The organism is Rhizobium sp. PRIMUS64 (assembly GCF_023006465.1).
Lineage (GTDB): Bacteria > Pseudomonadota > Alphaproteobacteria > Rhizobiales > Rhizobiaceae > Rhizobium > Rhizobium leguminosarum.
Map to the genome: position 1 here is coordinate 1 of NZ_JALBGX010000189.1, position 10253 is coordinate 10253.

General features: G+C 59.1%; 13 protein-coding genes, 1 pseudogene and 1 riboswitch. Of the genes and pseudogenes, 7 read left to right on the plus strand and 7 right to left on the minus strand.

Annotated features, from left to right (window positions below):
- Window positions 1-404 (minus strand): FecR family protein (locus MOV76_RS36215; protein WP_247266353.1); only part of this gene is annotated, 404 nt, incomplete at its 3' end.
- A 128-nt stretch (window positions 405-532) separates the two neighbouring features.
- Between MOV76_RS36215 and MOV76_RS36220 the strand changes: the two genes are divergently transcribed.
- Window positions 533-1072 carry a Pycsar system effector family protein gene (locus MOV76_RS36220; protein ID WP_018242727.1) on the plus strand — a complete coding sequence of 180 codons (540 nt, stop codon included), beginning with the start codon at window positions 533-535 and terminating at the stop codon, window positions 1070-1072.
- Between the two features lie 102 nt (window positions 1073-1174).
- Here MOV76_RS36220 and MOV76_RS36225 read toward each other — a convergent pair whose 3' ends face one another.
- Window positions 1175-1663 carry a RidA family protein gene (locus tag MOV76_RS36225; protein WP_247266354.1) on the minus strand — a complete coding sequence of 163 codons (489 nt, stop codon included), beginning with the start codon at window positions 1661-1663 and terminating at the stop codon, window positions 1175-1177.
- Window positions 1657-2382 (minus strand): SDR family NAD(P)-dependent oxidoreductase, encoded by a 726-nt coding sequence (locus MOV76_RS36230; protein ID WP_112906604.1) that lies wholly within the window; start codon window positions 2380-2382, stop codon window positions 1657-1659. Before MOV76_RS36230 ends, MOV76_RS36225 begins: the two co-directional genes overlap by 7 nt.
- A gap of 193 nt (window positions 2383-2575) precedes the next feature.
- On the opposite strand from MOV76_RS36230, the gene MOV76_RS36235 reads away from it, so the two are divergent.
- A complete protein-coding gene (locus MOV76_RS36235; RefSeq protein WP_247266355.1) occupies window positions 2576-3478 on the plus strand; it encodes a LysR family transcriptional regulator in 903 nt (300 codons plus the stop codon).
- Window positions 3479-3591: 113 nt separating this feature from the next.
- On the plus strand, window positions 3592-4368 hold the full coding sequence (locus MOV76_RS36240) for a DUF1194 domain-containing protein (protein ID WP_018242723.1): 777 nt from the start codon (window positions 3592-3594) through the stop codon (window positions 4366-4368).
- 122 nt (window positions 4369-4490) lie between these two features.
- Here the strand turns inward: MOV76_RS36240 and ampC are convergent, their stop codons facing one another.
- Window positions 4491-5648, minus strand: coding sequence for a class C beta-lactamase (gene ampC / locus MOV76_RS36245; protein ID WP_247266356.1), 1158 nt, complete (start codon window positions 5646-5648; stop codon window positions 4491-4493).
- A 123-nt stretch (window positions 5649-5771) separates the two neighbouring features.
- On the opposite strand from ampC, the gene MOV76_RS36250 reads away from it, so the two are divergent.
- Window positions 5772-6656, plus strand: coding sequence for a LysR family transcriptional regulator (locus MOV76_RS36250; RefSeq protein WP_018242721.1), 885 nt, complete (start codon window positions 5772-5774; stop codon window positions 6654-6656).
- Window positions 6657-6801: 145 nt separating this feature from the next.
- On the opposite strand, the gene MOV76_RS36255 is transcribed toward MOV76_RS36250, so the two are convergent.
- Window positions 6802-7491 carry a VOC family protein gene (locus MOV76_RS36255; protein ID WP_028732774.1) on the minus strand — a complete coding sequence of 230 codons (690 nt, stop codon included), beginning with the start codon at window positions 7489-7491 and terminating at the stop codon, window positions 6802-6804.
- 174 nt (window positions 7492-7665) lie between these two features.
- The gene (locus tag MOV76_RS36260) at window positions 7666-8100 is read right to left on the minus strand and encodes a 6,7-dimethyl-8-ribityllumazine synthase (RefSeq protein WP_018242719.1); all 435 of its coding nucleotides are present in this window, start codon (window positions 8098-8100) and stop codon (window positions 7666-7668) included.
- 78 nt (window positions 8101-8178) lie between these two features.
- Window positions 8179-8321: riboswitch (FMN riboswitch) on the minus strand.
- A gap of 243 nt (window positions 8322-8564) precedes the next feature.
- On the opposite strand from MOV76_RS36260, the gene MOV76_RS36265 reads away from it, so the two are divergent.
- Window positions 8565-9011 carry an SRPBCC domain-containing protein gene (locus tag MOV76_RS36265; RefSeq protein ID WP_018242718.1) on the plus strand — a complete coding sequence of 149 codons (447 nt, stop codon included), beginning with the start codon at window positions 8565-8567 and terminating at the stop codon, window positions 9009-9011.
- Window positions 9012-9243: 232 nt separating this feature from the next.
- Window positions 9244-9555, plus strand: coding sequence for a GCG_CRPN prefix-to-repeats domain-containing protein (locus tag MOV76_RS36270; protein ID WP_247266357.1), 312 nt, complete (start codon window positions 9244-9246; stop codon window positions 9553-9555).
- Between the two features lie 114 nt (window positions 9556-9669).
- On the opposite strand, the gene MOV76_RS36275 is transcribed toward MOV76_RS36270, so the two are convergent.
- Complete coding sequence (locus tag MOV76_RS36275) at window positions 9670-9894, minus strand: hypothetical protein (protein WP_018242716.1); 225 nt, start codon at window positions 9892-9894, stop codon at window positions 9670-9672.
- A 204-nt stretch (window positions 9895-10098) separates the two neighbouring features.
- On the opposite strand from MOV76_RS36275, the pseudogene MOV76_RS36280 reads away from it, so the two are divergent.
- Window positions 10099-10253, plus strand: a pseudogene (locus MOV76_RS36280) (adenylate/guanylate cyclase domain-containing protein); the annotation flags it as partial.

The window sequence follows — 10253 nt, forward strand, 5'->3', positions numbered from 1 at the left end:
GGCGTTTCCACCGTCAGGCCCTGGCCGCCGCGCTCGGCGCGCGCCCAGATCGTTCCCGATTGCAGCTCCAGCGTCGTGTCGCCGCTCGCGGCCATCTTCTTGACCTGCAGCGAGGAATTGCGGCCGAGACGGACCTGGGTGTGATCGGAAAAGACGATGGCGAGCTGGCCGTTGGCATTGGTGCGCAGCACGTCGCCAGTCAGGAGATCCTGATTGATGTCGACGACACGCCAGTTCGACACTTCGATGAAGCGGACCTCCTCGCCGGTCTTGCGGGCAATGACGGATCCGGCAACCGGTGTTGCACGCTGAACGGGGTCGGCCGCCGCCGGCGGCGAAAAGCCTGGCAAGACGAGCGCAAGCGCCACCCCGGCGCGACAGATGTTTTTCCAGCGACCCAGCATGACCCAACCCCAACTCCCACATCCCCTTTGTCCATGTAGAAAAGAAAAGTCAAGCGCATTGCACACGTGTTCTTGAATTCGCCGTGCAGTGTAATATCAGGGAAACACTTTGTAGGTGGAGTATTCAGGTGAGCGATTTCGAAAATGCAACTGATCTTATGCTGAGCGCGCCGTCGAGCGGTGATATCAGTTCCGAGTATTTTGACCATATCAAGAAAATCAACGACATATTCTACGACCAGGTCAAGATATCTGACCAGAAGGCCGCCTATATCTTTACTTTCATGCTAGCCTTCCTGGTGAGTTCGAGCGAGGTGAGGGCAGTCTTCAGCCCGGCACGCTACGCGAGCGGGGCGCCAGGGAGCATGCTGTTCTCGGGCCTGCTTGCTGCAGCCTCGGTCTTTTCCATCCTTTCGGCGATCCTCGTCGTGTTGCCGCGCCGTTTGGACAGCTCGACCTCGCTGTTTTGGGGCGCCTGGCAGAACCACCGCGACCTGTTCTTCGAGGCGGCACTGCGGCGCGACGAACGCTATCTCTTCGACCAGTATCTCGAAAACGCCAACATCCTCTCCGCCATCGCCCGCAGCAAATATCGTTGCGTCACCTTCGCGTTCCGCGGGCTGATGGTGAGTGTGATCGCTTACGTGCTGCTGTTGGTGGCGGTGTGAGCGCAACATGGCTCAAGAGAGCCTCGCCCAGAGGTGGCCCGCAAGGGCTTCGAAGGGCGAGGCATGCTTTCGCCGGGCACGCAGAAAAGTGCCCGGCTACTTTCAATCCTCGACTTCGAGGATGAGTTCAAGTTCGATCGGCAGGCCGAGGGGCAGGCTGGCGACGCCGAGCACGACGCGGCCTGAGAGCTTTTCCTCGCCGAAGACCGCAAGCAGCATTTCGGATGCTCCGTCCGCAACCTTCGGATGGTCGCGGAAATCGCCTTCGGTCGCGATATAGACGCCCAGCTTGACGACCCTGACGACCCTGTCCAGTGAACCGAGATAGTCCCTTGCGGCTGCGAGCGCACTCAGCGTTGCCGTTTCGGCCGCCTTCCTGCCGTCTTCGGCCGTCAGAGCACCGCCGACGCGGCCGATATAGCGCGGCTCATGGCCGACGACCGGCAGCATCCCGCTGAAGAAGACCAGGTTACTGGTCCTTATCGCTTCGACATAGGCCCCAAAGGGTGTCGGTGGCGGGGGAAGCGTGATGCCGAGTTCCTGCAGCCGCCGTTCCGCGCCGGCTGCCTGCGCTTTCGCATGGTCTACCATCTGCCCAGATGTGCGCCGCCGTCGACGTGCAGCACCTCCCCGGTTACGCGCGGCGCTTCGGTGAGGAAGACGACTGCGTCGGCGATCTCCTCGACGTTCGATATGCCTGCCATCGGCGACAACGTCTTCAGGAAATCCTTCGGATTATCCTTGTGCAGCGGCGTGTCCACCACACCGGGAGCTACAATATTGAAGCGAATTCCTTGGTTCGCATATTCCATCGCCAGGTTCTTGGAGATGGCGTTGATACCGCCCTTTGTCATCATCGACACCGAAGCGGAGAAACCGGCGATCGGATGATCGGTCAATGGCGTGGTGATGCTGACGACGCTGCCGCCCGTTTTCTGTGTGAGCATCTGCCTGACGACCAGTTGGGTCAGGTGGATGAAGCCCTCGAGATTGGTCGAGGACAATTTTTTGAAGTCGTCCATGGTGAAATCGACGAACGGCTTGGCCAGGAAAATGCCGGCATTGTTGACGAGGCCGTCGATCGAGCCGAACCGGTCGATTGCGGTCCTTGCCACCAGCGCTGCGGTTTCGGCATCGCCAATGTCACCGTCGACGAGCGCCAGCTTGTCGGAGGCTTGGAAAGCGTTCGAAGTGCTGACCTGGCGCGAGGTGGCGACCACATTATAGCCGCGCTCGATGAAGGCGTTAACGAGGCCGGCTCCGATACCCTGCGAGGCGCCCGTGACGATGACTGTTTTTTTCGTAGTCATGCTGATCTCCATAAACTGGTTCGGGCAACGCGGGCCTTGCATTTGCGAAGGCCGGGTCGCTCGAGATGGGGCTGCTGCGAATGCGCCTCCATCGGGTTGTCTTGTTTTCGCAAGGTGAATATGGCGAAAACTCCATTACCCGATTAGATGGAAATATCTGGATTCTCTTTTGCATCCATGCAAAAATATCGCGATGGCTGATCTGAACGATATCGCAGTCTTCGTGAAGGTGGCGCAGTACGGCAGCTTCAGCCGTGCTGCCCATTCCCTCGGCATGCCGGTATCGACGGTCAGCCGGAAGGTGACGTCGCTGGAGGAGCAGCTCGGCGTGACGCTGCTGCAGCGGACCACCCGCAAACTGAGCCTGACCGCCCAGGGCCGGGCCTATTACAACAGGTGCAGCGAACCGCTCGCCCATCTCCTCGACGCCGAGCAGGTACTCACCGAGACACAGAGAAAACCGGAGGGTTTGCTGAAGATCTCCGTGCCTGTCATCTTCGGACAGGAGGTCTTTTACGAATTCGTCTCGGCCTTCCTGAAGGCATATCCGAAGATCCAGGTCGATCTCTTCGTCACCAACCTGTTCCTCGATCTGATCGCGGAGAACATCGACCTCGGCATCCGTTTCGGCGAACTCAAGGATTCGACCATCGTCGCGCAGCGGCTCGGGAAGAGCGTGCGCTATCTGGTCGCTGCGCCCGACTATCTGAAGGGCAGGGTGCTTCCCTTGAAGCCCGAAGACCTGAAGGACCATCAGTGCATTCTCTTGAACGGCCGCAACGGCGAAGCGGAATGGGATCTCGTGAACGGGCGCATAACGGTTCGCCTGCATGTGTCGGGGCCGGTATCGAGCCGGGATTTCGATGCGGTGAGCGCCTTCACCTATCGCGGACACGGCATCGGCCTGCTGCCTTCGACCTATTGCGACGAACAGATCAGAAGTGGCGAACTCATCCGCCTGCTGCCGGACTGGTCGTCCGAGGAAATTTTCGTGCACGCCGTCTATCCCACCCGCCGCTTCCTGCCTTCCCGGTTGCAGGTCTTTCTCGATGCGCTGAAGGCATGGAAGAACCCCTTGTGGCTTCCCTTGCATTGAAGGCCTTCCGATCCATCACCGAAAATTGAAGCCGTGCGCGTGGGCGAGCGTCCTGCGTCGGCCAAGCTGTGTTAGAGTTTGCTGGCTTGGATGGCGCAGGGATTGGATTACCAATGCTGACGACACTTGCGGTGCTTATGGGGCTTACAGGCATTACCCCGGCCGCGCAGGCGGGGGGAAGCGAGGTCGACGTGACGCTGGTGCTCGCCGTCGACACCTCGCGGTCGATGGATTTCGAGGAGATCGGCATCCAGCGCGAGGGCTATGTCGAGGCGCTCAAGCACAAGGAATTCATCGACGCGGTGAAGGGCGGGCTGACCGGCCGCATTGCCATCGGCTATTTCGAATGGGCAGGCTATGTCGTCCAGGATTCCGTGATCGATTGGCAGGTGATCGAGACGGAAGAGGATGCGATCGCGTTTGCCGACAAGCTCGAAGCCCGACCGATTGCCACGCAACGGCGCACATCGATCTCCACCGCGATCGCCCAGGGCGCCAGCATGATCGTTTCCAGTCCCTTTCAGTCCAGGCGACAGGTGATCGATGTCTCCGGCGACGGGCCGAACAACTCAGGCGATCCCGTCACCCCCGCCCGCGACAAGGCGGTGGAAGCAGGCATGATCATCAACGGCCTGGCCATCATGCTGCGGCCCTCCGATGCGCCGAACGGGCTCGACAAATATTATGCGGATTGCGTGATCGGCGGCCCCGGCGCCTTCGTGCTGCCGGTCCGCAAGATCGAGGATTTCGCCGTTGCCGTGCGCCGCAAGCTGGTGCTGGAGATCAGCGACCTTTCCCGGCCGGCGACGGTGCAGAAGATCGCTGGCGCTGAGGCGGGCACTGACTGCCTGATCGGTGAGAAGCAGTGGCGGGACATCTTCGACCGCTGATGCCAGAACAGGATGATTTTAGGCCGGTCGGCCTGAAATCTCAATCCTGTCCTGAATTACATAGTTAGAGCATGATGTCGTCCGAAAACCGCGCACACTTTTCGGCATCATGCTCTACCGGGTCAGCGCGCCGAAGTTATATCCGTCAGTATTTGGTAAGCGGCAGAGACTCGATCCTCGTTGGGATAGTTTTTATTGGCCAAGATGACGATGCCAACTCGCTCTTTCGGGATGAACGCGACATAGGCGCCGAAACCATTCGTTGAGCCGGTCTTATTGATCCATACATCGTCGCGCGGTTCCATTGCGGGCTTCAGTTGCTTGACGGGAATGCTTTTCAGCATCGCGCTGGAATTGTTTTCCATCAACGTCGTCAGCTTCGCGGGATAAGAATACTGCTCCCAAATAAGGTCTTGGGTCATTGCGCCGACATCGAAGTATTCCCTATGCGTATTCGTGATCGCCTGCCGGAGCTTTTCGTCCAGGTCGACGAGGCCCATGTTCGCGTCGATGAACCGGATCATGTCGCTTGCTGTGGATTTCACTCCATAGGCTTCGGACGAAAGAATGGCGGGTGTCATTCTAGCCGGTTCACCGCTTCGCTTGTAGCCTTGGGCATAGTCCGCCACCCGCGATTTCGGCACATTGATATATGTGCTCTTCAACCCGAGAGAGGGAAACAATTCGTCCTGCATAAGCGCCGCGAAATCCCGCTGCATGCTTTTCGCCGTTATATAGCCAAGCATCCCGATGCTTGGATTGGCGTAAGTTCGATGGGTTCCAGCCTCGTATGAAGGACGCCAGGCTTCAAAATAGTCCATTAGTTGTTTTTCGGTTTTGACGTCATCAGGAATTTGCAGCGGAAATCCGCCAGCCGTGTGCGTGCCCAAATTCATCAGCGTGACATCGCCGAAGGGGCTTCCCCTCATCGATGGAAGATATTTGCTTGCCTTGTCCGACAGCGAAAGTCGGCCGGTCACCTCAGCGTAGGATGTGAGGGTCACTGTAAACGTTTTGCTGATTGACCCGAGTTCGAACATGGTGGCCGCAGTGACGGGCTTGTTGGTGTCCTTCGACACGACGCCGTAGTTGTAGATGTGGTCCTCTCCGTCAACGGTAATGGCAACTGCCATGCCCGGGATGCCGTATTTATCCATGATCGGTTTGATCGCGTTGTCCGAGATGGCTTGCAGTTTCATCTCGTCAGCCGCAAAGCCATTTGAGGAAATGCATGTCGCGACCAGGGCGGCTGATAGAATTCCTATCCAATAAAGCTTCATTTTTTCATCCTCCAGACGCAGCTCAATCAGCGCAAAGGCGCATGAGGACGGCATTTAATGGCACTGTTTTGCGGCAGCAAACGATGATATCTCGGAGGAGATACAAGAAAATCTAGGGCTAAGATGGTTCGGCAATTCCTCCCTTTGAATGGCTTGAGAGCTTTCGAAGCTTCGGCGAGACATCTCAGCTTCACCCGCGCCGCAATCGAACTTTGCGTTACCCAGGCCGCCGTAAGCCAGCAGGTCAAAAGCCTGGAGAAGCGATTGGGCGTTGCGCTTTTCCAGCGCCTCCCAAAGGGTTTGAAAATCACCGCGGAAGGTGAAGCTCTTTTGCCGACGTTGACCAATTCCTTCGATCAAATGGCAATCACGCTAGACAGGATTGAAGCCGGGCAAGTTCGGGAATTGCTGTTTTTGGGCGTGGTTGGAACCTTTGCTGTCGGCTGGTTGTTGCCAAGGCTTCCGGATTTTCAACAGCAGCATCCATTCATCGACGTGCGCATTTCGACAAACAATAATCGCGTCGATATGGCCGCTGAGGGGCTGCATTTTGCCATTCGCTTCGGCAGCGGCTCCTGGCACGGCACAGAAGCACTGCGTCTGTTCGACGCTCCGCTTTCGCCTCTGTGCACCCCCAGACTGGCAGACCGTTTAAGCTCGCCCGCAGATCTGGCCGAAGCGACGCTTTTGCGGAGCTATAGGGCGGACGAGTGGAGTACCTGGTTCGCGGCAGCTGATGTTCCGCCGGCGGCACAGGTCAACGCAGGGATCGTTTTTGACTCTTCCCTCGCCATGATGGAGGCGGCCATGCAAGGATTGGGAATTGCTCTGGCGCCGCCGTCGATGTTTTCCAGGCATCTGTCATCAGGGGCTATATTACAACCTTTTCCCACGACCATATCATTGGGCAGCTATTGGCTGACTCGACTTCAATCAAGGCCGCCAACGGCAGCCATGCTCGCATTTTCAGATTGGATAACGTCGCAGATCTCTTCCGCATCTCAATGACAGCTTCTGGCGGATCGCGATCCTCGACCTGACGTCGGCAAGGAGATCGGTGAATTTGGTGAGGCATAGACACGATAAAACATTTCGGTATGGCGCGCGCCATACCGAAATGCCCTTGCTTCTCAGAGGATGTTGCCGCCTTTGCCTATAAGGGCAGCTGCTTGCCGGCCTGTTCGCTGACCATGTATTCGGCGTACCAGTCCGGCCAGCCTTCGTCGTGCTTGCCGCCGTTTCGCTTCTCGTGTTCACCATGGGCAGTTGCCGCACGGCGGAGTGCTGACGCAAGCTCGGTCGACGTCGTGAATTTCGTCTCGTCGGCGTCGATGCGCCCCGGCAGCCGCGTGGTGACTTCCTGGAACAGCCAGCCGTTGCCGTCGGGATCCTTGAATGAGGCGAAGGAGCGATAGCTGCGATGATCGGGATCGCGGCCGGCGATCCGCAGGCGGCCGAACAGATAGGGTTCGTCCTTGCCGGCATAGACGCCGGCAGCGTCATGGAACACTTCGCTGACCTCGATGCCGCGGGCGATGAGATCGCGGCGAGCGGCCTCGATGTCGGAGACGATCAGGTAGAGCCCCTGGGCGGAACCGGGGGCCGCGGCGGTGACGTTCTTGCCGAAGATGATCGCGCAGCCGGAGCCGGGCGGGGTAAACTGGATTACACGGAAATCGGCATCATTGGCGAAGTCGGCGTCGAGCCGCCAGCCCAGGCCGTCGTAAAAGCGTTTGGCGCGATCGACGTCGGAAACGGGGATCACGACCACCTCGAGCTTGGTGTCGACGGGCTGTGTTCTCGGGGTCTCAATGGGGGTTTCACTGCGCATTGCATTGCTCATCTTCAGCTCCTTGGGGTTTTGGATGCGTTAAGAATGGCGATACATGTCAGTGGCCAGTGGACCACAGTGCGGTGAGGCCGTCGAATCAATTATTCTGTCTGATTTGGCCGTGTAGCGGAGTTGTATCGAAGCGGCGGGACTGTTCCCGCCGTCTTCTGTTCGTCGAACCGCTGACTACGCGGCAAGAGCGGCGCGGGTTTTGCCGATCGTCAGAGCTGCCTTTGCCGCTTCACGGCCTTTCTCGACGAAGTGCGCGCGGTAGATCTGCTTGTGATGCTCGGTTTCCTGATACTGGTGCGGCGTCAACGACACCGACAGGACCGGCACGCCCGTATCCATGCCGGCGCGCATCAGCCCATCGACGACGGCCTGGGCGACAAATTCGTGGCGGTAGATTCCGCCGTCGACGACGAAGGCGGCGGCAATGACGGCGCCGTAACGCCCGGTTGCCGCAAGATCGCGGGAAAGCAGCGGCATCTCGAATGCGCCGGGAACATCGAACACGTCGACCTGCTCGGGCGGAACGAGCTGGTAGAAGCCATCAAGGGCGCGGTCGACGATGTCGGCGTGCCAGCTGGCTTTGACGAAGGCGTAGCGGGTGGGTGTCACGGTAATCTCCTTTGGCGAACAGACACATCACCCAAGGCGATCACGAACGTTCCCGACAGCCGCAAGGGCGGCAGGAACGCACGTTCTCTTTCATCCGGACTATGACCGTCGGCTCAGGCATCTCACCTGATCTGCTGACCCTTCCTGAGAAGGCGCTCGCGGGCTCGCAATCAAAATTGCATACCGCCGGTAGGGACTTTCACCCCGCCCTGAGAACGGCACGAACAATAGGGGGAAGGCGGCGGGCTGGCAATAGGTCGAAATGCTTTCGCGGCCGGAGCTGGATCAGAGCTCCCCAAGCGGCGATTTCGCTCGTTCGTCGATGGCGACCGGCAATCCCTCTTGCGGAGGAGAGGCATGCGCCTACATGCTCTCTGTGAGGACATCTAGGTCAGAAATACCACGACAAGACAGGACGCGCTGTCTCCGCCTGGGCGGGGCCGTGACAACCATGGGAGAGAGTGATGCCAGAATCTTTCGTCGTTCACCGCGAGGCGCATATCGCGGCGCCGCCGGCCGCGGTGTTTGCGCTGATGACCGATCCGGAGAAGATCCTGCGCTGGATGGGAACGGAAGCGCAGGTCGAGCCGCAGCCCGGCGGACTCTATCTCGTCAACGTCACCGGCGCCCGCTTTGCACGCGGCTCGTTTCGTGAGGTGGTGCCGGTTCATCGCCTTGCCTACAGCTTCGGCTGGGACGGCAGCGAGGTGGTGCCGCCGGGGTCGAGCCTGGTCGAGATCGACCTGATCGAGCAGGGGGGCGGAACGCTGTTGCGGCTCACCCATAGCGGTCTGCCCAGCGCCGATCAATGCGCCGGCCATGCGGAAGGCTGGGCGCATTACCTCGGGCGGCTGACCGAAGTCGCCGCCGGGCGTGATCCAGGTCCTGACCCTTTTTACGGCAGGACGTAGCCCAGCTTTCCGCCTTCAACATCGCCCGCTGCCAGAACAGGATGATTATAGGCTGGATCGGCCAAAAGTCTGAATTCTGTTCTAAAGCAAAGAGTTGGGGCATGAGGTCGTCCGAAAACCGGTCACACTTTTCGGCATCATGCTCCAGCGCCAAACATGAACGCGCAGTTCATCTCCAGTTCAATTTAGCGGCCATAAAGTGGGGACGGCTGGATTGAAAATGGAGTTCTCGATGAAAGCGCTTTCTATCGCGGCCGCCTTGCTCGTTGGCGGCCTCTCGATCGGCACAGCTGAGGCGATGCCGATGGGGACAATTAATGTCCAGAGCAATGTCACAAAGGTCGACTACGCCTGCGGTCGCGGCTGGCATCTGACGCGCTGGGGCGAATGCCGGCGAAACTGGAGACGCCCGCCGCCGGTAGCTTTCTACGGTGGTCCGCCCCGCTGGGGCTGGGAGCGGCGTCACCGGGATTGGGATGATGGCCCGCGCTGGCGCCATGAGAGGCGCTGGGATCGCGACCGGCGCTGGCGGGATGACGACTAAAGGTCTCGCTTAGATGTAATGGATGAAGGCCGGAGCGATTTTCGCCCGGCCTTTTCTAATGAAACAGCTTCGCCGACGCTGACAGCCAGCGTTCTCCCGATTTGCCCGAGAGGGTCAGATGCTGCCGACGAGCCAGTGCTTGTCGTCGATCAATTCCTCGAGCTCGATGGGATCCTTGACGCCGAATTCGAACCATTCGACGAGTTCTTTCGCCTTGCGGCTGCTCTCCTCCGCCGTCAGCTCGACCTGATACCTTTCGCACCATCGCCGAAGGATCGACGTCAGCAGCGTCATGTCATTCCCATCCAGCGGATCTTTCGGCCAGAATATCGTGCCCATCGTACCCCTCAATCACACGATGACGAACGGCCCTATAATGGAATCAAAGTCGCGCAAGTTTAAAGTGTTTATTTTTTGTTTTCCACCGTGGCGAATGGTTATCGACAGGGGAGCGGACGTCCTTTTTCGAATCCGGGGATGACCGCAAGCGGTCACTCCGGGGATGTCCTTGCGGCCGCCCCGGTGAGCGTGCGATGTTAAGCCATGGATCTGCCGTCCCCCCTTGCCTGGCTGATTGACGAGGCCGGCGCCTCGCCTGGTCCCGAACGGTTTCTGGCCTAACTCGGGCGCCGGCTGCTGGCCTATTGCCTGCCGCTTTCCTGTGGCGCGCTGACGCTTTCGGTTCCGCATCCGATCAT

What these genes read in the sequence shown, in the direction of transcription:
- MOV76_RS36240 (WP_018242723.1), top strand. Translation starts at nt 3,592, where the DNA reads ATGCTGACGACACTTGCGGTGCTTATGGGGCTTACAGGCATTACCCCG.
- MOV76_RS36275 (WP_018242716.1), bottom strand. Translation starts at nt 9,894, where the DNA reads ATGGGCACGATATTCTGGCCGAAAGATCCGCTGGATGGGAATGACATG.
- MOV76_RS36235 (WP_247266355.1), top strand. Translation starts at nt 2,576, where the DNA reads ATGGCTGATCTGAACGATATCGCAGTCTTCGTGAAGGTGGCGCAGTAC.
- MOV76_RS36225 (WP_247266354.1), bottom strand. Translation starts at nt 1,663, where the DNA reads ATGGTAGACCATGCGAAAGCGCAGGCAGCCGGCGCGGAACGGCGGCTG.
- MOV76_RS36230 (WP_112906604.1), bottom strand. Translation starts at nt 2,382, where the DNA reads ATGACTACGAAAAAAACAGTCATCGTCACGGGCGCCTCGCAGGGTATC.
- MOV76_RS36265 (WP_018242718.1), top strand. Translation starts at nt 8,565, where the DNA reads ATGCCAGAATCTTTCGTCGTTCACCGCGAGGCGCATATCGCGGCGCCG.
- MOV76_RS36250 (WP_018242721.1), top strand. Translation starts at nt 5,772, where the DNA reads ATGGTTCGGCAATTCCTCCCTTTGAATGGCTTGAGAGCTTTCGAAGCT.
- ampC (WP_247266356.1), bottom strand. Translation starts at nt 5,648, where the DNA reads ATGAAGCTTTATTGGATAGGAATTCTATCAGCCGCCCTGGTCGCGACA.
- MOV76_RS36255 (WP_028732774.1), bottom strand. Translation starts at nt 7,491, where the DNA reads ATGAGCAATGCAATGCGCAGTGAAACCCCCATTGAGACCCCGAGAACA.
- MOV76_RS36270 (WP_247266357.1), top strand. Translation starts at nt 9,244, where the DNA reads ATGAAAGCGCTTTCTATCGCGGCCGCCTTGCTCGTTGGCGGCCTCTCG.